Here is a 26667-nt window from a genome sequence, read left to right as displayed (position 1 = left end):
GTGGAAATAACGTCCATATGGATTTTCCACAATATGGCCACACTGAAAATCGAAACACCCGCCGGGCGCGCCATGCGCCTCCTGTCCGCAAAGAGGATCGCCTATGCCTGCGACCTGACCACGAACGCTGTCTGGAAGTGGGAGACGAGCGGGGGCGGACGCATCCCGTCGCGGCATTTGCCGACTGTGCTTTCGTTGGCGTCCGAGATGAAGGTTGAGCTTTCCGCGTCCGATTTGATCGGGGTCGGCGGATGAAGCCCTTGCCCCTAGATGCTCGTGTTCAAATGGCTGACGACCTAATCGCAGCACGGCTCCTGCATGTACGGCTCCGCCAACGCCAGCCACAGGCCGTGACGCCATCGCCAGACTTCCACGACCTCGTCGATAGATCGGGCGGACCTTGGGCCTGCTGGCTCTGGATCGGCGGCCTGAGCCCGCAAGGGTATGGAATGACGCGTGTGCGTCGCGCGGGCTTCTCGGTCGCGACCGGGGCGCACCGCGTCGCCTACTATCTACACACAGGCTATTGGGGCGTCGGCAACCGGGGGCCGGTGATCCGGCACCTGTGCCATAATCACGCCTGCTGCAATCCGCGCCATCTGCTGGTCGGATCGCGCTCTTCGAACGTCTGGGACAGTCAGATGCGCCGCCTCGGCGTCGATCTGGTCGCCGTGCGAATGCTGGTGGAACGGCCGCAGCAGCGGACCCGCGTGAGAGCCGCAGCATGAGCCGCGTCGTGGACATGAACCGGGAGCGCTGGCTGGGGCTGGCCAATGCGGCGATGGCGGCCGTGGCGGATCCGACGACGAAGCGCCGCGAGACGCTGAAACTGGCGGCCGGTCGGATGGTCAGCGCCACGCCGCCCTCGACCGAGCCGGCGGCCATGAGCCTGTGCCTATCGTTCCGCTGGGGGTGCGTGGCCTTTGCGACCAGCCCCGGCGGGGTGGATCAGCAGCTGGCGGGCGACGCCCTGGTCAAGCTGGGGATGATGATCCGGCGGTTGTTCGGCCATGTCTCGCCGCCCAGCGAGCCGGTTTCGGCCGTCGCGCCGCCACCGATCCAGGCCGCGCTGGATCTGCCCGAGCATCCGTGGATGCAGCGCCGCGACATCGGGGGCGTCTGACACCATGCGGGGGGCGACTGAAGGATCGAAGGGCCGCGAGGCCGGGCTGGTGCTGGCCATCGACGGCGCGCGGGGGGTTCGTCCCCTGGCGCGCGGCGTGGGCCGGCCGGCGTCGTGCGTATCGCGGTGGCGCAAGGTTCCGCGCGAGCTGGTGTTCAAGGCGGCGCTGGCGTCCGGCGTGCCGGCCGAAGAGATCCGGCCGGATCTGGCGGGCTGGATCAAGGCCGAGCGTGAGCGCGAGTGGATGGACCGGGCGCGGGCGCGGTTCGCAATCAAGTCCGGGTTCGATGGCGCGACGGCCAAGGTGAAGTCGGCGCGCGATCATGCCGCGCCGGACGGCCGGACGATGGATCTGCTGGACCTGGGGCTGATCACGGCCGCGATGCGGTTCGTGGCGTCCGAACGAGGCCTGACCGTTGGAGCCATCATCGGCGCGGCGCGCGGCGGGGCCGGCGGATCCCCGACCCCGGAACAGAGCGCCCGGTCATGGGCCATGGCGCTGGCCGTCAATGTCGGCCGGGTCAACAGCGAGACGGTGGCGGGCCTGATGGGGGTGACGCGCCAGGCCGTGGACAATGCGGCCGAACGCTACCTGCGGGCGCGCGACGGCGACGATGTCGAAGAGGCCGAGGCCGGCAAGGTGATGGAGCGCGGTCGCGCCCGGCGGATCAAGGAAGCCGATCCGGCCCTGTGGGACGCCGAGCGGCGATTTGTCGGTCAGCTGGCGGGTGAAGCATGAGCGGCTTTGATCCAATGGCATACTGCGAGGCCCTTAAACCGGTTCCGGGCTGGTGGGTCCTTGTGTCTAAAAGTGGCGCAGTTCTCTCCTCACTTTCAGGCAAGCCCAGATCCTGCCTGCTGCGGAAAGATGGCACTGTGCAGTGGTCGCTGGTCGGTCCGGGCGGCAAACGGCGAACAGCCACGATGGTGTGGCTGTTGCAAGCGTCTGGCTGGCTTTCGAAGGGGGAGTATGACGCCGCCGTGAGAAAAAGGTGTCGCCTCGGCGAGCCATGGACGCCTGCTGAAGACGCCAGACTTAAAAGCTCTAAGACTTTCCTCGAAGCGGTGGATTTACTTCCACATCGATCGGCTTCGGCGATAGGAACGCGGCGATCCCGCATTGGTCATTCGTTCGGGCGCGCCCCAACGTCAGCGCCGCCCATCACGCGGCCGTTCTCCAATGCTCTCTACCGCAAAGCTTTTGATGCTGTGCCTCGCTGGTTGGAAAGCCACGAAAGAGAGGATCTGATTAGCGACGTCATCGTGCTGATATTGGAGGGCGTCTGCGATGATGTCAGCGCCGCCTACAAGATCGCCCGAGCAACGCGCAATCGGTTGATGCCCCCGGCGCGCGAGCGTTCGCTCGACGCACCACTGTTTTCGGACAGCAGCGTGTCCCTGTTGGACAGGCTCGACACGGAAGGGCGGATCTGGTGAACGCCCCGAACATTCAGGGGCGGCCGCCCGAAATCAGCGTGCGCGAGATCAGCGCCCTGCTGGCCAGTCAGATCCAGAGCCTGTGCGCCTCGCTGGGTTTGAGGGGCCATGTGGTCCAGGGCGCGCTGGTGCCGCGCAATCCGACGCGCAACGACAAGAACCCCGGATCCTTCGTCATCAACCTGTCGGGGGCGCGCCAGGGCAAGTGGGACGAATACGCCACGGGCGAGTTCGGCGACGCGCTGGACCTGGTGGCCTATATCCATTTCGGCCGGGTGGACCGGGTCAGCCAGCGCGAGGCGCTGATCTGGGCCAAGCGGTTCCTGGGGATCGGCGATCACCGGCACATGGACCCGGCGCACGCCAAGAAGCTGCGTCAGGCCAAGGAAGCGATGGAGATCGCGACCGAGCGGGCCGAGGGGATGGCCCTGGCCAACAGGGACAAGGATCGGCGCCGGTGTCAGGCGATGTTCCTGGGCGCCCAGCCGCTGGAGCCGGGGACGGCGGGGTGGCGATACCTGACCGAGGCGCGGGGGATCGCGCTGGATCAGCTGGCGCGGATTCCGTGGGCGGTGCGGTCGCATCCGGGGATGCGGCACGTCGAGACGGACCGGACCGTGCCGTGCCTGATTTCAGCGATGCTGTTCGAGGACGGGTCGTTCGGGGCGGTGCATCGCATCTTTCTGGAGCCGGACGGGTCGTCGAAGCTGCGCGTCCCGGACCCGGCGATGGCGACGAAGAAGATCTGGCCGAAGGGCTGGCACGGCGCGTTCATCCCGATCAGCCGCGGGGAAACCGGCCTGTCGCCGCGCGAGGCGGTCAAGAAGGGCCTGACTGACGAGAACGCCTTCGCCGAAGGGGTCGAGGACGCCTTCACCGTCGCGCTGTTGACGCCCGAATGGCGGGTGTCGGCCGTCGGGGCCAGCGCCAACTTCGCCCACATCGAACCGCCGCCCAGCGCGCGGGCCGTGGTGGCGATCCGCGACCGGGATCCGAACCGCAAGGTGATGGCGGGCGTGACCAAAAAGGTCGCCGAGCTGCAGGCCAAGGCCGAGGCGCGGTCCCTGCCCTTCTTCGAAAGCTGGCCCGAGCGCGGGTTCAAGGACTTCAACGACATGATCAGGGGAGTGCGTTCATGAGCGACTACCGTTCGATTTCCACCGAGGGCTTCTCCGCGCCGGCTGAGACGCCGTCGTGTGGAGCCGCGCCCATGCTGCAATGGCTGAAGATCGATGACCTGGTCGTCGATGATCGGTATCAGCGCCCGATCTATGGCGCTGGGGCCAAAAACGTCAGGGCCATCGCGTCCAGCTTCCAATGGTCCAAGTTTGCGCCGTTGATCGTCGCGCCTGTCGCCGGCGGGAAGTTCGCCGTCATCGATGGCCAGCACCGGGCGACTGCGGCGGCGCTGCGAGGTTTCGACACCGTCCCGGCACAAGTGATTATTGCAGACGCGCTCGAACAAGCGGCGGCGTTCAAAGCGATCAACGGTCAGGTCACGCGGATCCACGCCCTGGCGGTTCAGCATGCCGCCTTGATGGCCGGAGACGAGGACGCCAAGGCCATCCGCGAGGCCTGCGAGGCGGCCTCGGTCGAGATCCTGCGTTATCCGGTGTCGGTCGTTCGGATGAAGCCGGGCCAGACATTGGCGCTCGGGGCCATCGCGGCTGGGTTCCGTGCGTATGGTCGCGACACGTTGGTCACGGCCCTGATGTGCGTCACCGAGACCGAGAACAACCGGCCGGGGATGCTGGCGGCCGCAATCATCAATGCCCTGTGTGCCGTTCTAGGCGCGAATGCGCGTTGGCGCGATGCCGGCGAGGCGTTGTTGCGGGCGTTCGACGACATCGATCTAGAGATCGAACTCGACGAGGCGAAGGTCACGCGTCGCGCTAAGGGTGTCGCGGCGTGGGAAGTGCTGGCGGACCGAATTAAGGCTGCTCTCTCGGAAGCTCTGCCCGCAAAATGACCGCCCGCCTGAACCCTGGCACCAACCGCCGACGCGGCCGCAATCTGTTCCTTTGGGACGAGTTTGACGCCCTGCCGCCGCCGGTGCGGCACACGCTGAACTATGCGCTGTGCAATCTCGGTTCTCGCCGCGCCCGATCCAACCTGATGCTGGGGAAGTCCGTCGCCGAGGTGTGCGCCATTGAGCGCGGCGTGGCGGCCGGCATCGAGCGTCGCGAGATCCTATCGGCCTATGGGCCAGACCATCCTTTCGTGAGTGACCGCGTATGACGCCCGAAGCCAGGAAGGCGGCCCGTCAGGCCGCGCGGCAGGACGCCGCCAAGAAACACGAACGGGCCATGGCGCGCCTTGACGGAGTGGAGCCGGCCAAGCCGGTGATGGATCCCGAACCCGTGGAGGAAGACGAGGACGCGGCGGCCGCCGGCGAAGCGGCCGAGGATCAGGCGTTCACGCACGGATCCATCCCGCCCATGGGGGCCGACGAGGCCTATGCGGCCGCGCGGCGGGCGCTTCTGGACGTCACAATTCCGAAGGATCGCGGAGCCAAGGCCAAGGCGGCCGAGGAAGCCGCGCGCGTGATGCAGGGGTTCACCTGGGCGCCCGACGATCTGGGCCTGCCGCCGTTCATGCCGGTGCGGCCGCTGGGGAAGAAGAAGTCGGTCCTGTATTTCATGGATCCCAACGACGAGTTCGTGGAGCTGAGCGCCACCAAGCTGTCGCAGCAGGGGGAGATCGACAATCTGTTCGGGTCGGCCCTGGGCTATCTCTGGAGCTTCTACGGCAAGCAGTCGTCGAACGGCGAGCTGCGGATCAAATACGAGGACGTGCGACGCCACCTGATCGGGGCGTGCGGGCGGATCGTCGGCGGGACCGGCATGTTCGACCCGATGCGCAAGGTGCGCGGCCGAGGCGCGTGGCGCACCGAGAAAGGGGTGTTCGTCCTGCACCTGGGATCGCGGCTGTGGATCGGCGGCGAAGAGCATGAGCTGGGCGAATATGAGGGCCACGTCTATGCACGGGACGTAGATCTGTCGCCGCCGGCGGCGTCGGAGACGTTCAGCGACGATCTGGCGGCCCTGTTCTTCGACGCCGGCCAGCTGGAGGGCGAGGATCCGTCCAAGATCCCGGCGCGGTGGCTGTTGTCGGCCATGCGGACGTGGAACTGGAAGCGGGCGGACCTCGACCCCTATCTGGTGCTGGGTTACGTCGTGTGCGTGTTCATGGGGGCGGCGCTGAAGTGGCGGCCTGCCATCTATCCCATCGGGGACAAGGCGTCGGGCAAGTCGTCGCTGCTGGCGCTGATCAAGGCGGTGCTGGGCGACCGGCTGATGGACCTGGCGGACCCGTCGGGGCCGGGGATCTATCAATCGCTGGGGCTGGCGGCCATCGGCGTTTGGGCGGACGAGTTCGAACAGGAGGGCGAGAGCGCGTCGGATGCGCGGGCGGCCTCGGTCATGCGCCTGGCGCGCTATGCCTCGGACGGCAAGAACGTGGTGCGCGGCGGGGCCGACGGGGTTCCGACCAACTATCAGGCGCGCGGGACGTTCGGGTTCACCGGTATCAACCCCCCACCCATGAAGCCCGCCGAGCTGAGCCGCCTGGCCATGCCGATGCTGCAGAAGCTGACCGACGCCAAGGCCAAGGCGCCAGAGCTGTCGGAGGCGCTGGGCGACGAGCTGGGGCGGCATCTGTTGCGGCGGATCGTGGATCAGTGGGCCAACTGGCCGGACGTGCTGACGGCCTGGCGCGGGGTGCTGCTGACGCACGGGCATGACAGCCGGGCGGCCGACACCTTCGGCACGCTGCTGGCGGCCGCGCACCTGGTGCTGAACGACGGCGTGCCGCTGGCCAAGGACATCGATCCGCTGGCCAAGCACCTGCCGCGCGCGACGATGGCCGAGACGCAGGATGACCGGGCCAACTGGGAGAAGTGCATCGACCGGCTGCTGCAGAGCCAGCCCGACGCCTGGCGGCAATATCGCTATCGATCGGTCGGAGAGTTCCTGACGGCCGTGCTGGACGAGCGGCCGAAGGATGAACACGACGAGATCACGCCGATGGCGGCGCGGGATCGGTTGTCCACGGCGGGGCTGGGTTTGTGTCGGCCGACGACGGGCGTCCTGGCGGGCAAGCTGTGCCTGGCCGTGCCGTCGAACCATATCGAGGTGGCCAAGCTGTTCGAGCGGTCGCTGTGGTCGATGGGCGTCGGGGCCGTTTCCGGCGGCTGGGCGACCGCCCTGCAGTTCGCGCCGCCCGATGTCGCCGATTACGGACCGCAGCGCGTGGACGGCCGCCTGTCCAAATGCTCGCTGCTGGCGCTGGATCGCATCATCGACCGGCCGGGCGACGGCGAGGCGGTGACCGACGTAAGGCGCGCCGCCTGACCCCGCACCCCTGAGCGCGCCGAAGGCGGGCGAGGCATGAAATGACAAGGCCCTGGCGCGCGCAGCGCCGGGGCCTTGCTGCGTCGCCGACCAGGCGACGCCCCTAATCCTCTTCCAGAGTGTCGGGCGCAGCGAGCCGCAGACGAGTGGTGCGCGCCCGACCCCTGATCACTGACCTTTGGCCCCGGACCCGTGGGCGGGCGCAGGCGGCCGCGACAGGCCAGGATTGGCCACTGTTCGCCCCTATTCTCTCCACCACCACCACCACCCGGACCCCTTATGTGGATTGATCACGGTGACGCCGACGAAGCCTGACGATTTTCTCCGCAAGATTTATCCGGGCGCGAGGGTTGATTATCCAGCGGGTCCGGGGGAAGGATGGCGTCACGACGGCCCAGCCGCTTCGTTGTTACCGGTGTTACCGGTGTTACGATGTCGAGCGGTAACAGATTAGCTGAACGATTTCAGCAGCTTGCGCCGGTGTTACCCAAGTTACCGATGTTACCGGCCCCAGCCTCTACACACGCGCGCTCGTGCGCGTTGCAACGTGTCGCTCGTGCGCGCGCGCCCGCGCGATGCTGAATAGGCTGTAACATCGGTAACAGGGGTAACATTTCCCTCTAAGGCAGGCGTGGCTTGGTTTTGCGCTGTTACCGGGATCGGCCGCGACGCCGTAACAGAGGTAACAGGTTGGGGCGTTGCGACCGGTCGCCCTGGTCGATGCTGAGCGCCAATAAACAACGAGGGTGATATGTCCGGCGGCGTTTCAGCGGCTCTAGATCAGGCGGTGCAGGGCGAGGCCGACATGGCCGAAGTCGTCCAGGCCGGTCTGTTCGAAGAGTTGGAGCCGTGCGAGACGGGCAATCTGACCGCGCCGTCGCCGCTGGCGGCCGCCCTGCCATCGGCGCGCAAGCCTGGGCGGCCCAAGGGATCGAAGAACCGGCGCACCGAGGCCGTGACCGCCTGGCTGCTGACCCAGCACCGCCACCCGCTGTCAGTGATGATGGAGGCCTACTCCATGTCGCCGGCCGACTTCGCCAAGGCTATCGGGATCGCCCAGCCGGACAGCGACACGCTGCTGGACATTGTCAAGCTGCAGCTCCGCATGGCCGAAGCCGTCGCGCCCTACGTCGCCCAGAAACTGCCCCAGGCGGTGCAGGTCGAGGGCGGCGCGGCGCTCACCCTCAACTTCGGCGGCGTCACGCTGAACGGGCCGCAAACAGGGGTCTCCAGTCCCGCGCGCGGGGAGGCTCCGGAGATTTCCGTGGGCGGCGGGATGGCGGTCAGGCTGGGTCAAGTCGGACGTGAGAAGTCGGACGACGACCTAGAGGACTGATCCTCAACACCTTTTTGGGTAACTGGACGTTATCGGACGGGCCGCCCAGGCGGGGGGCCTCCCCCCAAGCCGCGTCGGCAACCCCTTATGGCCGTGCGTTCCCGCACTATTCGGCGTTGCCGTTTTGGCGGGTCGCCGAACCTTCACTCAAGCATCCGGGTCCGGGTGCGGGTCTGGAGAGTGTGTAGGGTGTTCGACGCCAGGACGTTCATTCCCGGCGGGCCGAAGCTGAAGGCGTTCCACGAGAGCCGTCGCTTCACCCGCTTGATGGCAGGCCCAATCGGGTCTGGCAAGACGGTGGGTGCGGGCGTCGCCGAGCCGTTCTTCACGGCCATGACGCAGAAGCCGGACAGCCAAGGGGTCCGGACGGCGGTCGTCGGCGTGCTGCGGGACAACTACCGCAACCTCTACGCTACGACGATGAAGACCTGGCTCGACTGGGTGCCGAAGACCTTTGGTCACTACACCGGGTCGGATGACCGGCCGGCGGTGCATGAGCTGGAGTTCCCCGCCCCCTTCGTGGATGGCACGCCCGGGGGCGGCCTCTGCCGCCTGCGGGTCGAATGGCGAGCGCTGGGGACACACACCGTCGAGGCGACGTGTCGCGGCTGGGAGCTGAACGGCGCCTATATCGACGAGGCGGACACGACGCCGTTCGAAGCGATCAGCTACCTGGCGGGGCGTGTGAAGCGCGCAGGCCGGAAAGATACTCGTGTCTCGCGCGGCGTCTGGGTGACGTTCAACAAGCCCGACAGCGATCATCCCCTCTACGATCTGTGCGTCGATCAGGCCGGCACTCACGAAGAAAACGGCGTCGGCTTCTTCGACCAGCCGCCGGGCATCCTGCCGGGCGGGCCGCCCTACATCACCAATCCAGACGCCGAGAACTTGGCGAACCTGGACGACGACTATTACGAGGTCGCCGCCCGAGGCCAGCCTGAGTGGTATATCCGGCGGATGATCCGCAATCAGTGGGGCGCGTCGGTCGCGGGCGATCCCGTGTTCGGCGAGGTGGATCTGGATCGGCTGTTCTCGCCGGTCGAGCTGGAGCCGGAGCCGGGCGACGAGCTGTTCCTGGGGATCGATGGCGGCGGGACGCCGGCGGCCGTGATCTGCGGTCGGACGCGGTCGGGGCGGCGCGTCGTCTATGCCGAGGTGGTGCTGACCGATCCGATGGATCCGCGCGGCCGCCGCATCCTGCATGGCGTAGGGCCGAAGCGGTTCTCCCAGGCGCTGGGGGACGCCCTGCATCCCCGGTTCAGTCGCAACCGGATCAGCATCGCCTGGGGCGACCCGGCGGCCTTCTATGGCGCCGACCGCGAGATGGGCGAATACGCCGACATCGAAATGGTCTGCAGCCAGCTGAAGATCCCCGTCCAGCCCGCGCCGTCGAATGAGCTGGGGATCCGGCACGAGGCCGTCCGCACGGTGATGAACCGGCTGAACGTGCATGACGGGAAGCCGGATCTGGTGATCAATCCGTCCTGCCGCTGGCTGCGTCGCGGCTTCGCGGGCGACTATCGCTGGGAACCCCGCGATCCCAAGGCCCCGGCCAAGCGCCTGCGGGTCCAGAAGTCGAACTCGTCCCACGCCAAGGAAGCCCTGCAATACGCCATGCTGGGCGATCAAGGGCGTGCAGGCGTCGTCGCGGGCCAAGCGTTCGATCAGCACCGGCCGAAGTCCACCTATGGCGGCGGGCCGGGCGACGGGTGGGCGGCCTCGCCGGGCGGAGTGCTGATGCCGCAGACGGGCGGGCGCGGGGCGTCTTATTCGTCGGATTGGTCGCCGTGGGACAGCTGACGGTGATCGAGGCTTCGGCGTTCGATCTGCTGGAGGCCCTGGACGACATGCGCGGCAAGGCGCGGTTCACGCGGCTGCGGTTCGGGCAGATGGCGCGCCAGGTGTCGGAGGGGCCGGCGCTGACCTTCCGCGACGCGGACGGGCTGCTGGTCTGCGTCGCGGGGCTGTGGCCCGAGGCCGATCATGTCGAGGCGTGGCTGGCGGTCGGTCCGGCGTTTCGGCGTCGGTTCCGAACGGCCCTGGATCAGGTCGAGGACGCCATGGTGGCGATGGCGGCCGCCGTGGCGCCGGTCGAGGTGCGCGCCTTCGTCCGGTTCACCTCGCCGCGCCGGGACCGCGTTGCGGGGGCGCGCATGGCGACATGGTTGGGCTTCGAACGGACCGGCGAGGAAGCGACGCCCGGCGGCCCCGTCGATGTCTTCACGCGTCGCTTTGGAGGTTCACCGCATGGCCGGCAGGGTTAAGTCGTTCTTCGGCGGACGCACGCGCGACCAGAAGTGGGCGCAGATCAATGCGGAGAAGACCCAGGCGCTGCAGGCGCGGACGGCCGAGGAAGAGGCCCAGAAGGTGCGCGCCGAGCGGGCCGCATCGGGTCGTCTGATGCGCGGCGCCGGTCGTCGCCAGCTGACGTGGCAGGGCAACGAAGGCGGCCTCGCGCCGACGCTGGGCGGCTGATGGCCTGGTCGGTCAAGGACATCAACGAGCGGGCGACGGCGGCGGAAAACACCCGCAAGTCGATGCAGCCCTATATCGAGCGGACGCTGCAATACGCCATGCCGTGGCGGCACCCCCGCGCCAAGTCGGGTTCTATTTTCGAAGGGCTGTTCGACGCCTCGGGCCTGCACGGGGCGCACAAGTTCCCCGGCCGGGTCCAGGCTGACGTGACGCCGCCGTCGCAGCGCTGGTATCAGCTGGAGGCCGGGCCTCTGGTCGCCGAGGATCAGCGCGAGGCGGTCAACCGCAAGCTGGACTTCGCCACGACCGTGTCCCAGCGGGTGCTGGACGCGAGCGGTTTCCACAAGGCGTCCAAGGAAAGCTACGCGGATCTGGGCGTCGGCACCGGCGCCCTGCTGGGGCTGGAGGGCGACGACAACGAGATCATGCGCTGGAGCGCGGTCCCGCCCTGGCAGTTGGGGATCGAGGAAGGCCCCAGCGGCCGGATCGACAACGTCTATTGGCGCCGGGCCTATCCCGCCTGGCAACTGGCGCGGCTATGGCCTGACGCCAAATGGCCCGAGGCTGTGCGGACCAAGATCCTGGCGGGGTCGCGCGACGCCGTGCAGCTGCTGCAGGCCAGCTATTACGACCACGACGTCCGCGCCTGGCGCTATGTCGTCGTCTGCTGCGAGCAGGCCCAGCCCGGCGAGACGGTTTGGGAAGGGATCAACCGGACCAACCCGTGGAACGTCTTCCGCTGGTGGACGACGCCCGACAGCCCGTGGGGGATCGGTCCGCTGATGCTGACCCTGCCGGACATCATGACGGCCAACAAGGCGGTCGAGATGATCCTGAAGGCGGCCGCCTATGCCCTGGCGCCGCCCTTGATGGTGTCCCACGACGGCGTCGTGAACCCCGACACCCTGCGGATCGCGCCGCACGCCCTGATCCGGGTGGCGCGGACCGGCGGACCCATGGGGTCGTCGATCCAGCCGCTGGAGATGAACGGCCGCGTGGATCTGGCGCAACTGGCGCTTCAGGATGTGCGCCAGTCCATCGCCCAGCACACCCTGTCTCGCCAGTTGCCCCCCGAGAGCGCCGCCGTGCGGTCGCCGACCGAGATCGTCGAACGAATGCGCGATTTCGCATTCGATACCGGGTCGGCCTTCGGGAGCCTGAACTACGAATACGTGCCGAACATCGTCAGCCGGGTGCTGGACATCTGCGACAAGAAGAAGATCCCCGGCATGGACTTCGAGGCGCTGAAGATCGACCAGCTAGTGCTGCAGGTGAAGATCACCGGCCCGCTGGCCCGCTCGCAGACCCTGACCGATGTCGAAAGCACGGTGCGCTATCTGGAGCTGCTGAAGTCCATCGGCGGCCAGGAGCTGCTGACGGCCATCGCCAAGGTCGAGGATCTGCACCGGCTGGCGCCCATGATGGCCGTGCCGTCGTGGGTCAACCGCGAGGCCGCAGACCGCGACAAGCTGCTGGGCGCCATGGGCGAGGCGGCCGCGCAGGGCGCCGGGATGCCCGCGCCGGAAGCGCCGCAGGGCGGTCAGCCGCAGTTGAGCCTGGTCGCATGACGGATCTGCTGGACGAGGTCTGCGCCTGGGTGCGTGGCGGGTCCTACGTTTCGGACGAGGCGCGGCTGACGGACAGCGTCATGGCCGAGGATGCCCGCCTGCTGGCGGAAGCCTTCACCGGCGAGGCCGGGCGGCGTCGGTTGATGGTGTTCGCCCGCATGACGGTGCTGCGGCCGCCCGTCGATCACTCCCTGCCCGCCGGTCCGAGCCAGGCCTACGCCCAGCTGCGACAGGGGCAGGACAGCATTTTCGCGGGCCTGGTCCGCTATCTCGACCTTCACGAAGCCAATCTGAGGAACAAGACCGATGACCGATCCGATCACCCCGCCGACCCCGACGCCGCCGGCTGGAGCGCCCCCCGCGCCGGAACCGGCGACGCCGCCGACGAACGGTTCTCCGACGCCGGAGAATGGGACGCCGCCGGTCTCATCGCCGGACGATAAGCCCGCCGATCCGCCCGCCCCTGAACCGGAAAAGCCCGAGCCGACGCCGGAAGAGGTCGCGGCGGCCGCGCGCGCGACCGTCCACGAAAAGCCCGACGCCTATCAGGTGAACCTGGACGACGCCTCGCGCGAAGCTCTCGGGCTGGGCGAGGATGATCCCCTGGTGGCGGGCCTGGCCAAATACGCGGCCGAGAAGGGCAAGCCCCAGGGCTGGATGGACGATGCGCTGGAGGCGGCCGCCGAGATGGCCAAGGCCGGCCTGTTCGACGCCGGTCTGGATCCGGCGGCCGAGGCGGCCAAGCTGGGCGAGAACGCCGCTGGTCGCCGCCGCGAGGTCGAGGTGTTCGCCGAGGCGCTGAAGGCGCGCGGCGACGGCTTCGACGATGAAATGTTCGGGGAGTTGATGTCCCTAACGCCCACGGCCGCCGGCATTCGGATGGTCGAATACATGAGGAAGATGATGACCACCCCGACCAACCAACCCGCTGCGCCTGGCGGCGGCGATCCTGCCGACGCGGCCAAGGAAGAGGCCAAGCGCCTGGCCGAGGATCCGAAATACGGCAAGGATCGCCGTTTCACCCGAGACGCCGACCTGAAATGGGCGGCCGCTTTCGGGGGCAAGGCGTAACCGCGTTGCGACCAAACCGCCGGGCTTAGCGTGATGATCGTCACAGCAGCCCGGCGGCCCTCGCCGGATATTTTCGGAGAGAGCGATGACCCAGAACGTCAAGGAGTGGTTCACTCCCAAGTTCGAGAACACCGTCCACAATCAGTATCAGCAGAACACGTCGCGCCTCGGCGACACGGTCGCTGGTGGAGGTTCGTTCATTGGCGACAAGATCTATTTCCCGCGCATGGGCGTCGCCGAGGCCTATGACAGCCCGCAGTTCGCCCGCCTGGCGCTGGCCAACGTGGCGCAGGACTTCATCGAGGTGCAGGCCTCGCCCAAGTTCATCGCCTTCGGCCTGTGGGATCCCAACGCCCACAAATATACCATCGCCACGGCGACCGAATACGGCAAGCAGGCCGCATCGGCCATCGCCCGCGCCGAGGACGACTGCATCATCCGCGCGCTCAATACGGCCGCCACCACGGGCGTTAAGGAGATCGGCGCGGCCGGCTTCGAAGCCGTCGAGACGTTCGGTGATTACGACACGCCGGCCGACCTCGATCTGGTCGCCGAGGCCATCGCGGCGCTTGGCGAGGACGAGGCGTTCGAGGGCGAGGAGGTGACCATCGTTCTGCCGTTCCGCAACAAGGTGCAGATGTCGCTGGATCCCTACATGGCCAGCAACGACGTGCGCGGCAACATGCCGTGGAACGACCTGAACTGGAAGCGCTCGGAGCGGCTGGCGCAATCGGCCGACGGCGCGGGCGTCGACATCATGGTCTATGCCAAGTCGGCCCTGGTCAGCGGTTACAACGACAAGCTGACCAAGATCGACGAGCGCGACGGCCCCGCCCTGACCGACATCATCGGTTACTGGCTGCAGGTGGGCGCCGCCGCCCGGAATGCGCGCGGCATCAAGCGGATCAAGACGAAGAAGAACTTCAACCTGTTCCGCGAACCCACCCCGATGCGCACGGTCGCCTGACCTTTCGTTTCTCCCTGAGCCAACTGTGGCCCGCGTCCTTACGGGCGCGGGCCTTTTCTTTCGGGCGCGCCATGAGCTTCACCGACCTGACGATTTGCAATCTGGCCATCGACCGCGTGGCGGGCGACCGGATCGACGCCCTGGGAGAGGACAGCCCTCTGGGGGCGTTCTGCCAGGACAACTATCCGCACAAGAGGGCCTTCGTGCTGGGGAAGTATCGCTGGACCTTCGCCAACCAGGTCGCCCTGTTCGCCCAGGTGGCTGTGCCGGAGGGCGATCCCAAGCCGTGCGCCTACAAATACGCCCGTCCGGCCGATCTGGCGGGGGCGGTCCACGCCTGGCGGGACGCGGCGGATCCGCAGCGCGCGCGGACGGCGCCCTATGTGCTGGATAGCGGCGGGGCCTTCTGGTCGGATCAGTCGCCGCTGTTCGGCGAATACACCCGCACCGTGACCGAGGCGGACTGGCCGAGCTGGTTCCGTCAGCTGGTGATCACCGCCTTTGCGGCGGATGTGGCCGATTTCTGCCAGCTGACCACCAAGGGTCGCGAGCTGCGCCAGGAAGCGTGGGGAACGCCCGGCGAGCAGGGCGAAGGCGGGCTTTACGCGCAGGCGCGCAACGAGGACGCCCGCATGGCGCCGCAGCGCCAGCTGGTCGGCGGTGTGGATGCCGGGCCGTTGGTCGAGGCGCGCGGCGGCTGGGGGTTCGGTCGCTTCGGGTTCACCGGCTTCAGCCTGTCGAACGGGGGCTGAGATGCCGCAGGAAGTCCTGAGACAGTCCAACTTCAACGGCGGCGCCCTGTCGCCGAAGGCCATCGGCCGCCGCGACCTGAAGGCCTATGCCTCGTCGGTGGCGCTGTGCGTCAACATGATGACGACGGCCGAGGGGCCGCTGCGGCGTCGTGGAGGGTTCCGCCACATCGATCTGATCCGCAATCGGCTGGAGGCCGTGCCGATCACGGCGGCGATGCTGACGGCCCCCAACGGCGGGACGGTCGCCGATGTGCTGGGCGGCGTTGGTCTGGAGACGACGACGCCGGTCGGGGCGACGGACGGCTATGTGGTGCTGGAGATCGACCTCGGCGCGCCGACCACGATCTCCATGTTCGACCTGGTCGATTTCGTCGTGACGACGTCCAGCGGCGGCGGCGGCGGCGGTGGCGAGCTTCCGCCCCTGCCCGACCCGGTCCCGCCGCAATACCCATGGAAACCTATCGAGCGCTATGAAGAGGTCGTCCCATGAGCATTCCGGTCACGGCCTCCCAGGCGCTGGCCCTGCAATATCAGGCCAGTGGCGGCGGGTGGGTCACTGTCGCCCGGTGCGATGTCGGTTCGATCCTGCGCACCCGGCGGCTGGCCATGCCGCCCGGCCGACCGATCACCGCCCAGAAATGGCGGATCGTGAAGCTGGGCGCTGACGATTTCGAGACCGGCGTCGTGCGCCTGACCAAGATCGAGGCGCGGCGCGAGACGGCCGAGCTGTCGCCGCATAAGCGCTGGAGCTTTGATTTCGATACGGCCGAACAGCGATACGGTCTGATCGCCACAGAAGGCAATGTGGAGGTCTATCGCCGAGGCGAACGGGTGGCGTCGGTGCGGTCGCCCTATACGGCCCAGCAGCTGCTGGACGTCAAACGCGCCCAGATGCTGGACACACTGCTGGCCTTCCATGTCGATGTGCCGCCCTATCGCATCGCTCGCCAGGGCGCGCACAGCGAGTGGGACAGCCGTCCGCAGGCGTTCGAGAATGTGCCGCTGTTTGACTACGACGGCACGCGCGCGGGCGGCGTCAACGAGGTGCAGCAGCTGTCCTTCACCGACATGGAGCCGGGCGAGACATTCAACCTGACGCTGGAGGCGAAGACGACGAACAGCATCGCCTACAGTTCGAACATGGCGACGCTGGCGGCCTCGGTGCAGGCGGCGATGAACGCCCTGTCGAACGTCGGGGCCAATGGCGTGACGGTTTCCAGCCCGGCCGACAAGACGCTGCGGATCGCCTATCAGGGCGTCAACCGCGCCGACGACGTGGGCGAGCTGGTGGCGGCCGTGCTGATTTCGACCAAAGGCATTGTGCGCACGGCGACGGTGACACAAGGCAAACCGGGCGGCGAGCCGGTGATCAGCGCGACGCGCGGCTGGCCGGCGGCCGGTGTGTTCTTCGATAGTCGTCTGTGGCTGGCGGCTCCGCGCTCTCGGCCGCAGACCATCATGGCCAGCCGGTCGGGGTTCTTCTTCGACCTGAACATCGAGGGCGGCGAGGCGGACAAGGGGATCAGTGTCGATCTGGCGACCGATCAATCGACCCCCATCCTGGCACTCTTCGCCGGGCGTCACCTGCAGGCGTTCGGGCGGTCGGCCCACTTCTTCTGCGCGTCCAGCCCGATCACGCCCCCGCCGGCGTTTCCGCGCACCGGCTGTTCGGGCGCCGCGCCCGGCACACCGATTTTGGAAATGGACGGGCTGGCGCTGTTCGTCCAGGCGGGCGGCGATACGATCAGCCGCGCGATCCTGAGCACGGACACGGCCGAGCCGGGTTATGAGGACGATCCGCTGTCGGACTACGCCTCGCACCTGGTCAAGGGCGTGGTGGCGGGGGGCATGAAGAAGGGCCGATCCGCGACCGAGCCGCACTTGGCGCTGTGGGTGAAGGCGGACGGGACGGCGGCGGCCATGGTGGCCCGCATGAAGCAGGACGTGCTGGGGTTCAACGAATGGACGACCGACGGCGCGTTCACCGAGGCCGGTGGCGAGCTGGCGGGCGATCTGTATGTCTGCACGCGTCGCACCTCCGGCGGCGGCGTGCGGCACCGTCTGGAGGTGCTGGATGAAGCCTGCTTGCTGGACGCAGCGGTGCGAGTGGACCGGCCGTGCGAAGAGATCACCGGCCTGGGGCATCTGGAGGGGCGAACGGTCGTGGCCTATGTGGACGGGGCCGACGCCGGCGACGTGGTCGTGACCGGCGGCCGGATCGCCCTGCCCTATCCAGCGCAGCGCAGCGCCGAGGCCGGATTGCTGTTCGTCCCGCGCGGGCGATGCCTGCCCCTGGTTCTGCAGCAGGATCCGCGCGGCGGGGCGTCGATGCACGCGCGGTCCGGCGAAATCGCCATGCGCCTGGGGCCGACGGCCAATCTGAAAACCGGGATGACGGGCAAGCGGATGTGGCCGCTGGCGTTGAAGCGTCGCGGCGGCGAGACGCCCGCGTTGCTGGACCATGGTCCGGGCGAGGATGCGTTCGAGGGATGGACGCGCCTCTACCCCGTCCCCGGCTTTCAGAATGACGCCCAGATTGACTGGGTTCAGGAACGGCCGGGGCCGCTGGAGATCCGGGAGGTCGTCGTCACCGTCCAGAGCTGATGGAGGCGAGAATGAAGGCGGTTATGGCGTTCGCGGGCAAGGCCGCGTCGGCCTCGGCGGGCAAGTCGAGTTCGACGGCCTTCAGCGGCAAGACGCTGGGCGGGGCCAGCCGAGGCCTGTCGGCGCTGGGGTCGATCATGGAGTTCGCGGGCGCGCGCCAGCAGGCGGCGTCGCTGGATCAATCGGCCCGCGACGAACAGATGGCCGGGCGCCAGGAGTTCATCCAGGCCAGCGAGCGCGTCACGGCCATCGACGACGAATACAACAAGCTGGTCGGCCAGCAGCTGGTCGCGGCGAGCGCCATGGGGATCGACGCCGGATCCGGCAGCGTGATCGCGGCGCGAAACGCCGCCCGCGACGATGCCGACCGCGAGCGCGGCATCATCCGCAACAGCGCGGAGGCGAATGCGCGCCTGCGTCAGGCGCGGGCGCTGGGCCTGCGTGAGGCCGCCAAGAACGCCCGCTTCGGATCGGTGCTGAAGCTGGGCCTCGATCTGGGTCAGGCGGCGTTCGGCTGATGGCGGGTCCGTTTCCGACCGGCGATTTCGGACGCCGGACCAGCGACAATCTGATCGGCGCCGACATCGGCGCGCCGGCCGCCGGCGTCGCCGGGGCCGTGGGCGCGGCGGCCGAGGGGTTCGGCCGCACTCTGAAAGGCATGGCCGAGCGGGCGTGGACCCGCGAGGGCGAGAGCGACGCCGCGCGCGCCATCAATGCCGAGAACGAAAGCGGGATCGAGGCGCGGATCCGTCCCGGCCAGGGGATCGACGATCAGGCGTATAACGCCGTGGTGCGGGAGAAGCGGGGCGCGGAGCGGCAGACCGCCTATCTGGACGCCGTCAGCAAGGCCAAGATCGACCACCCCGACAATGTCGCCGGGTTCGCCGAGGCCGTCACAGCGGCGCGTGCGGCCTTCGCCCCGACCGGCGATGCGCAGCTGGACGTCGCCTTTGATCGGTTCCGCACCCTGACGGACGGGGCGGCCCTGCGCGACGTGCGCGAGGGCGAGGAACGGCGCCGCGTGCAGACGGCGCGCGGGGCCTTCGTCACGGCCCTGTCGTCCAGCGAAACGCTGCTGGGGCAGAGCATCGCCAGCGCCGGGTTCGACGATCAGGGATCAGCCCTGGTGGGCGCCAGCCTGACGGAGTTCGCGTCCAGCCTGTCACGGTTCGGCCCGCGCGAGGCCTTCACCCTGAACGGCGTCGAGTTCGCCGCCGATCCGACGCGGGCCAACGCCGTGTCGCCGGAAGAGATGGGGCGGCTGTTCGACGCCGCCCAAGCCAATGCGCGCACAAGCTGGATCGCCCGCGCGATGGAACGCGCCCCGGATGCCGCGTCCAAACAGGCCTTCGCCGGTCAGGTGCGCGAGCGCTGGGCGGCGGGTGACAAGGCCTTTGCCGGGTTGTCGGCGCAGGACATGGATCGGCTGACCAATCGGCTGGACGCCGATGTGGCCAGCGCCGTGTCGGGAGAAAATGCAGCTCGCGACGCAGCCGCCCAGCGCACTCGCCAGCTCTTTAAGGCCGCTGAATATGGTGGCGAAATTGACCCTGCCGAAGTGCGAGCGCAGGCTTTGGCATCCGGTGATCTGGGTTTGATCGCGGAGGCCGAGTTTGGCCTGGCTCATGGTTTCGACGTGACGCCTGCCGAGTTGAGGAGGGCCGCCGAGAGTGGTTCGGGTGTGGTTGGCGGCGCGGCCTTCGATGTCATCGACTTCATCATGGATGATTTGGAAGGTTCGGGGTTCGTCGCCGACGACAACGGCAGGGGCCGTGCGCAGTGGGGGATCACCGAGAAAAGCCATCCGGCCGCATGGCTCGATGGTCGTATCGACCGAGCTGAAGCCTACGCAATCTACAAACGGGAATATCTCGACCCGCTAGGCCCTCTGAGCGCGGAGATGCAGATTGTCGCCGGCGCGGCAGCGGTCGTTAGCGGTGTCGGCAAGGCGCGGGAGTTCCTGGCGAAGGCTGGCGGCGATCCGGAGCGGTTCCTTCGGCTGGAGCGCGAGCACTTCGAGAACCTCGCGCGCCGTAACCCTGGCCGATACGGTGACGATCTGCGGGGTTGGAGCAACCGTCAGGGCAAGGTCAGGGGCGCGCTTCAGCGCCACCGCACGGCAGTGCGCTCTCTGGATGGCTTCAGATCCGACCCCATCGGGTTCGCCGTGCAGAAAGGCTCCAGGGTTGGCCTTCCGCCTGTCAGCGAAGTCGATCCCAGCGCCATGTTCGAAGGTGCGCCCGGATGGGGCGCTGGCATCCGCGCGCAAGCCGCCGCCGGACGTGAAATGGCGCGCCAGTTCCAGATCGCGCCACGTATTCTCTCCGAGGCGCAGGAAGACACGATCAAGGCGCGCCTGATGTCGGACCCGGCGTCGGTGATGACGTTCACGAAAAATCTGGTCAGCGAGCTGGGCGAGGATGATGCCCGGCAAGTTTTGGGTGAAGTCGGCCGCAATCCCGGCCAGGCGTCGGCGGATTTGCACATGGCGTCCCTGGCGCTGGATGCCGGCGCGCGGGCCTTCGCGGCCCAGGCGACCGAAGGCCGACGGCTGATGGCCGAAGGCGCGGCGCCGCCCAAGTTCGAGAGCGGCGAAGGGCTGGAGGACGTGCAGCGCACGGTGGCCAGCGCCTATCGCACCATGCCGGACCTGGCGGGGCCGGTGCTGGCGACGGCGCGGGCGGCAGCGACGGCGGATGCGGCGCGCGGCCAGCAGCGTCCGGCGGAACACTATGTCCAGAGCGCGCTGGGGCGGAACCCCTACAACGGCAAGTTCTACGGCGGCGCGGCCGATGTGAACGGGGCGCAGACCTTGTTGCCGTCATGGGTGCGCCAGGACGCCATGGACGAGGTGCTGACGTGGGTGTCGCGGGCGGCCGTGGCGGGCAACTGGGGGCCGGTGTTCGACAACGGCCAGCCGATCCCGGTCAGCGGCCTGGCGCGGATGCAACTGCAGGCCCAGCCGGACGGCCAGTATCGGCTGATCAACCCGCGCACCGGGCGGCCCGTGCCGAACCGGCAGGGCCGGCCGTGGGAGTTCGACATCGACACGGACGAGCGCCACGCGGCCCTGCGTCGCGCCATGCCCGACCTGATCCGGCCGCGCCGATGAGCATTCGTTTTCGCAGCGTGCGGCGCGACCAGCCGCGTCAGACCGACGATGTCGCCCCGGCCATCGCCGCGCCGGTCCCGTTCTGGGATGCGGCCGGCCGCAGCTTCAAAGCCTCGGCCGAGGACCAATGGCGCAACAGCACGGGCGGCTGGCGCGAGGCCGAATGGACCGGCGACCTGTGGCGGCGTCACCGCGAGATCGAGCGGCTGACAGGGCAGCGCCTGCGGCCGTCGGCCGAGCTGACCGGGCTGGAGGTCGGGGACGAAGGCGACGGCCTGCTGAACACTGTCTCGCGGGTCGTGTCGAATACGCTGGACGCGCCCTATCGGCTGTTGCTGGGCGACCCATCGATCGATGACTACGAGGCGCGAATTGACGCCTTGCGGGCGCAATACCCCGCCCTGTCGGCCGTGCCGACGCGCGAGGCGCTGTGGAAGACGAAGGACGCTGAGCTGCGCCAGGTGCGCCAGCGCGCGCAGGCGGCGGGCGAGCTGGGCGCCGGCGGCATGATCGGCGGGTTCGCCGGCGGGACGGTCGCGGCGTTCGGCGATCCTGTGAACGTCGTGGCCACGGTCGCCACGGGCGGCGCCGGGGCCGGTCGGCCCCTGCTGACCCGCATGGCCATGCAGGGGGCGGCGAACGCGGGCGTGGAGCTGACGCAGGCCCCCGGCCGGGCCATCGACGCCGAACGCTTCGGCGGGCCGGACTATACGGCGCGCGAGGCGGCCATGGACGTGACGTTCGCGGCGACCGCCGGGGCGGGCTTCGAGGTGCTGGGCGATCTCGGCAAGGCGGGCGTGCGCCAGCTCCGGGCGCGCCTGCCCTCTGGCGCAGCGGATCCAGAGGCGCGCGGGCTGGGGAACGCGCTGGACCGTCTGCTGGACGACGAGGCGGCCATCGGCCCGGCGGCCGACGACTTCGACGCCGCGCGCGCGGCCCTGGCGACAGGCGGTCCCCTGCCCCGCGTGCAGCCGGAGCAGGGGCTGGAGGATCTGTTTGCAAATCAGTCTGGTGGTCAGGTGTTGCCATCCGTTGCCGTTTCGCAACGTGGTTCGCCGCCTGCCCCGGCGGGCGTGCTGGAGGCCGCCGAATATCAGGGCCGGACCATTTATGCCGGACGGTTCGATCCGATGACCGTCGAGGCGGACGCCGCCCGGTTCCAATACAAGGCCGAGGGTGACGCCGACGGGGTGACCAATCGGCTGAAGGGCGTCGAGCGCTGGGACGCGACGGCGTCGGGCAAGGCGATCCTGTTCGAGGATCTGGACGGCCGTATGATCGTCGCGGACGGCCACCAGCGCCGGGGGCTGGCGCGTCGGCTGGCGGAACAGGGCTGGGAAGACGCGCAGCTGGACGGCTATCTGTTCCGGGCGCGCGACGGCTGGACCGACCGCGAGGTGCGCGTGGTCGCGGCGCTGAAGAACATCCGCGAAGGCTCGGGCGCGATCATGGACGCGGCCAAGCTGTTCCGCGAGGCGCCCGGCGCGATGCGGGATCGCAGCCTGCCGATCACCGGCGACTTCATCCACCAGGCGCGCCAGCTGGCCAGCCTGTCGGACGACGGTTTCCGGGCCGTGGTGAACAAGGTGATCCCCGAACGCTACGCCGCCGTGATCGGCGAACAGGCGGGGGACCGGCCGGAGCTGCACGGCGACCTGGTCGAACTGATCCGGCGCGGCGAGCCGAAGTCGGTCGAGGGCGCGCGGGCGCTGGTGCAGGAAGGGCTGCTCGACGACTTCATCAAGTCCGAAGGGCGGCAGATGGATCTGTTCGGCGGCCTGCCGCGCGAAAGCACGGTGATCGCGCGCGGCCGGATCCGCGAGGCGGTGATGGGCGCCCTGCGTCGGGACGAGAAGCTGAACGCCGCCCTGGTGCGAAACGCCGAGGCCATCGAGGCCGGGGGCAACATCCTGGCGCGGTCGGACAACGAGCGGCGGCTGGCGGTGGATCGGGCGGCGTCGGAGCTGGTGTCGCGCCTGGCGCTGCGTTCCGGCGAGATGGGCGAGGCCTTCGCCCAGGCGGCCGCCGCCGTGACCAAGGGCGAGACGACGCCGGGCGCGGCCGCCAAGGGCCTGGTGCAGCGCATCCGCGCGGCCGTGGCGGCGGGCGAGCGCCTGGACGTCGAGCGCGCCGAGGTGCTGAACCCCAGCCCGCCGGCGGAACAGGCGCTGGAGAGCGCGGGCCTGTTCGACGACATGGCTGGGTCTGGCCAGCGCGGCCAACTGGAACCAAAGCCGGAAGATGCTAGGATCGAAGCCGATGGCCCGCCCACCGAAGACCGACTGGATTTCGCCGCCCGCACCGAAGCCGAGGCCAGAGCCTTCGTCGAAGGTGAAAGAGCTGCTGTCGAGGCGGACCGCGCCGCGCTTGAAGACCTAAAGGCTCAGGCTGACGCTAGCCGGCCGCTCGCTGACACGCGCGGCCAAGGGGTGCAGTTCCATGGCGCTCGCAGCGAAATCGGCGACCTTAGCGAAGGCTACTACAATCCCGACAACATCTATGGCGGTTGGGAGACGTTCTACACGACGGACGCCACTGACATCGCCTCCGGCTATGGCCGCAAGCGCGCGACGGCCAAGGTCTATGAAGTCCGCGAGCGTGAACCCGTGCGCTTTTTCGACATGGAGGAAGATCGAACAGAGGCCGAGTGGAGAGAATTCCTCGGGATCACCGACGCGAGCCATGACTATGACCAGTTCGCGTTGAGCGAAGCCGTTGCTGAACACGGCGGCCGCGCCAACCTGCGCCAAGTCATGGACGAATACAGAGCTTCGGGGCAGGAGTTCGACTTCAGCAAGGACGACGTCCAAGAGCTGTTTTCGGCATTCACCGATCTGATCCAGGCGGCCGGCTTCGGTGGCATGCGGCACATCGGTGGCCTGAAGACCAATCGCGCCGCGCACGAGGTGAAAATCTACCTCCGGCCTCATGAGCAGATCGAGCTGCGAGAAGTCACACCTGCGCGCGCAGGTATCTCTTCCGAAGCCCAGGCGCAGATTGACGCAACCGCCGCTCAGTTGGCCAAGCGAGAAGCCACCCTCGCTAGTGCGGAGCGCCAGCTTGTGGACTTGCAAGAGGACCTCGGACGGATGCAGGCCGAAGCTCGCCCCGCCGGCCTATTCGACGATCTGGATGAACCGCCGCGCGCCCAGCAGGCGGCCGATGTGTTGCGGCGCTGTGCGCCGGGAGGAAGCTGATGGCCGAGTTTCGGGGCTGTATCGTCGAGGCGCTGGCCAACGGCGAGATCGACAAGGAGACGGCCGACCTGGCCACGGCGACCTATGAAGACGCCTATTCGGTCGCGTCGGAGACGCTGGGGCCGGTGGATGCGGACCGGGCGGCGGGCGAGGCCGCCATGCGCAAGCTGGAGGCCGAGGCCATCGAGGCGCGCCGGCGTCGCCAGCTGTCAGTGCGGACGCGGCGCGCGGCGCTGGAGACGATGGCGGGGCTGAAGGAACGGCGCGGCTATACCGGCGTCGTCGCGTTGGGCGGCGGCGACGGATCCGGCAAGCCGCCGAGGGGTGGCTGGGTTCAGGGCGGAACGCCGCCGGAGAAGGGCAAGCCCTATTCCAAGGGGGCGGTCGCGGCCATGGCGCTGAAACGGCTGGTGGAAAACCGGCCGGGCCTGTCGGGCGCGCCGGGCGCCAGCGTGGAGGGGCGGTATCGGGCGGTGCGCGGCAAGTTCGACGCCATGATGGCCGACCTGATCGAAAAGTTCGAAACCAAGACGGGCTTCGACGCGCCCGGTCGCGCGCACATGGACAACGTCGTGCGCGAGGCGTTCGGCGAGGACACCGGCGACCAGGCCGCCAAGGCCCTGGCGCAGGCGTGGGACGGCACGGCCGAGACTGCGCGCCACATGTTCAACGCCGCCGGCGGCGCCATCGGCAAGCTGGACGGCTGGGGCCTGCCGCAGATGCACGATCCGCTCGCGGTGCGGCGGGCGGGCAAGGATCAGTGGGTCGCGGCGATCACGCCCCTGCTGGACCGCACCAAGATGATCGACAGCGTCACCAAACAACCGTTCACCGACAAGCGGTTGGCGGCGGTTCTTGGCGAGGTGTGGGAAACCATCGGCAGCGGCGGGGCCAACAAGGGCGCGCCCGGCGAGCGGATCGGCAAGGGCGCGCTGGCGGCGCAGCGGGCCGAACAGCGGTTCCTGACCTTCCAATCGGCCGACGCCTGGATGACCTATCAGCGCAAGTTTGGCGAGGGCGACGCCTTCCAGGCCATGATGGGGCATCTGGACGACATGGCCCGCGACGTGGCCCAGATGCAGATCCTGGGGCCGAACCCGCGACACCAGTTCGAATGGCTGGCAGCCTTCGCCCGTCGCGAGGCGGCGCTGGAGGAGCTGAACGGCGTCGAGGGCGCCAAGGCGCGCGCCGAGGGGATGGTGGGCGAGGCCGAGCGGATGATGGCCCATTTCACGGGCGATCTGAACATGCCGGTCAACCCTGGCCTGTCCAACGTCGGCGGCGGGATCCGCAGCACCTTGACCGGCACCATGCTGGGGAGCGCGGTCCTGGGCGAGATCGGTTCGGGCGTCGTGTTCGGGCGGATGGCGCGCGGCTTCACCGGCCTGTCACGGAACGGCGACATGGGCGAGCTGGTGCGTCTGCTGGCGGACCCTGCCGAGCGGGCCATCGCCCGGCGGACCGGCTTCATCATCGAACAGGCCACGGACGGCTTCGTTCGCGGGAGCCACGACAATCTGCGTCTAATGACCGTGGGGGCCAAGGCGGAAGGCAAGCTGAACGCCTTCGCCCGGCGTCTGCCGGCGGCGACGATCCGCCTGCAGGGGCTGACCGGCCTGGTGGCGGCGCGCAAGCGGTCGTTCCGGTTTGAGCTGATGGGGGCGCTGCATGACGCCAAGGATCGATCGCTGGCGGATCTGGCCAAGGGCGACAAGCGCGACCAGACGCTGGCGCGCTGGCTGGACGCGCGCGGCTTCACCGAGGCGGACTGGACGATCATGCGTGCGGCGCCGGTGTTCGAACCGCGACCGGGCGCCACCTTCCTGAAGCCCGAGGACATCGCCCAGCCCGAGCTGGGGCTGCGTCTGGCGGAAGCCATCGACATGGAGACCCGGCTGGTGTCGCCCGAGACGACGCTGGAGACGCGGGCCATGTGGATCACGGCGCGGCCGGGCAGTTTCTGGGGCGAGCTGCAGCGGTCCACGTCGATGTTCAAGGGGTTCACCGCCACCCTGACCAGCCTGTATGCGCAGGAGATGGCCCTGCAGGCGCGGGCGATGGGCGGCAACGCCTTCGCCAACCTGGCGGGCATGGCGGCCGGCGCCGTGGCCTTCATGACCGTGGGCGGGGCGATCAACATCCAGCTGCGGGAGATGGCCAAGGGCAACGATCCCCGCCCGATGGACGATCCCAAGTTCTGGGGCGCGGCCCTGGCGCAGGGCGGCGGCCTGGGGATGGCGGGCGATTTCTTCTATGCCGCCCAGGCGCGGAACGGAAAGACGGCGCCGGTGGCGGCGTTCGGGCCTGTGGGCCAGTTGGCCAGCGACGCCTGGGGTCTTACCGGCGGGAATGCTCTGGAGCTGACCAACAGCCTGCTGGACGGCGAAGATCTGGGCGAGGCGGCGGCCGGGACCAATGCGGGCCGTGAGGGCGCCAAGGCCATCGCCAACTACAACCCCCTGTCCAGCCTGTGGTGGAGCCGAGCGGCGTTCAGCCGCCTGGTCGCCGACAATCTGCAGCGGGCGCTGGATCCCGAGGCTGAAGAAGCCTTCCAGCGCCGGGCGCGGCGGATGGAGAAGGAGACCGGCCAGGGCCAGTGGTGGCCGCAAGGGTCAAACGCCCCGGACCGTGCGCCGGATCTATCCAATATGGGCGGGCGGCAGGAGTAGCGTC

23 protein-coding genes are annotated in these 26667 nt (G+C 68.6%); all 23 read left to right on the top strand.

All coding sequences use genetic code 11. The features are described 5' to 3' along the window. The first annotated feature begins 33 nt into the window (after window positions 1–33). The gene (locus HNP47_RS00580; protein ID WP_184277510.1) at window positions 34–255 is read left to right on the top strand and encodes a hypothetical protein; all 222 of its coding nucleotides are present in this window, start codon (window positions 34–36) and stop codon (window positions 253–255) included. 194 nt (window positions 256–449) lie between these two features. Further along, window positions 450–728 (top strand): HNH endonuclease, encoded by a 279-nt coding sequence (locus HNP47_RS00575; RefSeq protein WP_184277508.1) that lies wholly within the window; start codon window positions 450–452, stop codon window positions 726–728. Continuing rightward, window positions 725–1123, top strand: a complete 399-nt coding sequence (locus tag HNP47_RS00570) for a hypothetical protein (RefSeq protein ID WP_184277506.1) — start codon at window positions 725–727, stop codon at window positions 1121–1123. Before HNP47_RS00575 ends, HNP47_RS00570 begins: the two co-directional genes overlap by 4 nt. 4 nt (window positions 1124–1127) lie before the next feature. Then, complete coding sequence (locus HNP47_RS00565; protein WP_184277504.1) at window positions 1128–1862, top strand: hypothetical protein; 735 nt, start codon at window positions 1128–1130, stop codon at window positions 1860–1862. A 137-nt stretch (window positions 1863–1999) separates the two neighbouring features. Beyond that, complete coding sequence (locus tag HNP47_RS00560) at window positions 2000–2560, top strand: hypothetical protein (RefSeq protein ID WP_184277502.1); 561 nt, start codon at window positions 2000–2002, stop codon at window positions 2558–2560. Continuing rightward, on the top strand, window positions 2557–3699 hold the full coding sequence (locus tag HNP47_RS00555; protein WP_184277500.1) for a hypothetical protein: 1143 nt from the start codon (window positions 2557–2559) through the stop codon (window positions 3697–3699). The genes HNP47_RS00560 and HNP47_RS00555 overlap by 4 nt, the downstream gene beginning before the upstream one ends. After that, a complete protein-coding gene (locus HNP47_RS00550; protein ID WP_184277498.1) occupies window positions 3696–4529 on the top strand; it encodes a ParB N-terminal domain-containing protein in 834 nt (277 codons plus the stop codon). The genes HNP47_RS00555 and HNP47_RS00550 overlap by 4 nt, the downstream gene beginning before the upstream one ends. After that, window positions 4526–4798 carry a hypothetical protein gene (locus HNP47_RS00545; RefSeq protein ID WP_184277496.1) on the top strand — a complete coding sequence of 91 codons (273 nt, stop codon included), beginning with the start codon at window positions 4526–4528 and terminating at the stop codon, window positions 4796–4798. The genes HNP47_RS00550 and HNP47_RS00545 overlap by 4 nt, the downstream gene beginning before the upstream one ends. Continuing rightward, window positions 4795–6912: a hypothetical protein gene (locus tag HNP47_RS00540; RefSeq protein ID WP_184277494.1), complete on the top strand. Its 2118-nt coding sequence runs from the start codon at window positions 4795–4797 to the stop codon at window positions 6910–6912. The genes HNP47_RS00545 and HNP47_RS00540 overlap by 4 nt, the downstream gene beginning before the upstream one ends. 751 nt (window positions 6913–7663) lie before the next feature. Next, on the top strand, window positions 7664–8248 hold the full coding sequence (locus HNP47_RS00535) for a hypothetical protein (RefSeq protein ID WP_184277492.1): 585 nt from the start codon (window positions 7664–7666) through the stop codon (window positions 8246–8248). Window positions 8249–8437: 189 nt separating this feature from the next. Continuing rightward, entirely contained in the window at window positions 8438–10048 is a 1611-nt protein-coding gene (locus HNP47_RS00530) for a hypothetical protein (protein ID WP_184277490.1), read from the top strand. Continuing rightward, window positions 10036–10512: a hypothetical protein gene (locus tag HNP47_RS00525; RefSeq protein ID WP_184277488.1), complete on the top strand. Its 477-nt coding sequence runs from the start codon at window positions 10036–10038 to the stop codon at window positions 10510–10512. Before HNP47_RS00530 ends, HNP47_RS00525 begins: the two co-directional genes overlap by 13 nt. Beyond that, on the top strand, window positions 10496–10723 hold the full coding sequence (locus HNP47_RS00520) for a hypothetical protein (protein WP_184277486.1): 228 nt from the start codon (window positions 10496–10498) through the stop codon (window positions 10721–10723). Before HNP47_RS00525 ends, HNP47_RS00520 begins: the two co-directional genes overlap by 17 nt. After that, on the top strand, window positions 10723–12291 hold the full coding sequence (locus tag HNP47_RS00515; protein ID WP_184277484.1) for a portal protein: 1569 nt from the start codon (window positions 10723–10725) through the stop codon (window positions 12289–12291). Before HNP47_RS00520 ends, HNP47_RS00515 begins: the two co-directional genes overlap by 1 nt. A gap of 306 nt (window positions 12292–12597) precedes the next feature. Then, window positions 12598–13362 carry a hypothetical protein gene (locus HNP47_RS00510; RefSeq protein ID WP_184277482.1) on the top strand — a complete coding sequence of 255 codons (765 nt, stop codon included), beginning with the start codon at window positions 12598–12600 and terminating at the stop codon, window positions 13360–13362. Between the two features lie 85 nt (window positions 13363–13447). After that, window positions 13448–14329 carry a phage capsid protein gene (locus HNP47_RS00505; protein ID WP_184277480.1) on the top strand — a complete coding sequence of 294 codons (882 nt, stop codon included), beginning with the start codon at window positions 13448–13450 and terminating at the stop codon, window positions 14327–14329. Window positions 14330–14400: 71 nt separating this feature from the next. After that, window positions 14401–15081, top strand: a complete 681-nt coding sequence (locus HNP47_RS00500) for a hypothetical protein (protein ID WP_184277478.1) — start codon at window positions 14401–14403, stop codon at window positions 15079–15081. Window position 15082: 1 nt separating this feature from the next. Beyond that, complete coding sequence (locus HNP47_RS00495) at window positions 15083–15571, top strand: hypothetical protein (protein ID WP_184277476.1); 489 nt, start codon at window positions 15083–15085, stop codon at window positions 15569–15571. Next, the gene (locus HNP47_RS00490) at window positions 15568–17685 is read left to right on the top strand and encodes a hypothetical protein (protein WP_184277474.1); all 2118 of its coding nucleotides are present in this window, start codon (window positions 15568–15570) and stop codon (window positions 17683–17685) included. Before HNP47_RS00495 ends, HNP47_RS00490 begins: the two co-directional genes overlap by 4 nt. A gap of 11 nt (window positions 17686–17696) precedes the next feature. Continuing rightward, the gene (locus tag HNP47_RS00485) at window positions 17697–18203 is read left to right on the top strand and encodes a hypothetical protein (RefSeq protein ID WP_184277472.1); all 507 of its coding nucleotides are present in this window, start codon (window positions 17697–17699) and stop codon (window positions 18201–18203) included. After that, window positions 18203–20797, top strand: coding sequence for a hypothetical protein (locus tag HNP47_RS00480; protein ID WP_184277470.1), 2595 nt, complete (start codon window positions 18203–18205; stop codon window positions 20795–20797). Before HNP47_RS00485 ends, HNP47_RS00480 begins: the two co-directional genes overlap by 1 nt. Next, window positions 20794–23994: a hypothetical protein gene (locus tag HNP47_RS00475; RefSeq protein ID WP_184277468.1), complete on the top strand. Its 3201-nt coding sequence runs from the start codon at window positions 20794–20796 to the stop codon at window positions 23992–23994. Before HNP47_RS00480 ends, HNP47_RS00475 begins: the two co-directional genes overlap by 4 nt. Next, on the top strand, window positions 23994–26663 hold the full coding sequence (locus HNP47_RS00470; RefSeq protein WP_184277466.1) for a hypothetical protein: 2670 nt from the start codon (window positions 23994–23996) through the stop codon (window positions 26661–26663). Before HNP47_RS00475 ends, HNP47_RS00470 begins: the two co-directional genes overlap by 1 nt. Window positions 26664–26667: the final 4 nt, after the last annotated feature.

The sequence above is a fragment of the Brevundimonas vesicularis genome (assembly GCF_014204545.1).
GTDB classification, from domain to species: Bacteria; Pseudomonadota; Alphaproteobacteria; order Caulobacterales; family Caulobacteraceae; genus Brevundimonas; species Brevundimonas vesicularis_B.
The sequence above is the reverse complement of the archived record's forward strand: the minus strand, read 5'-3'. Positions and strand labels throughout refer to the sequence as shown.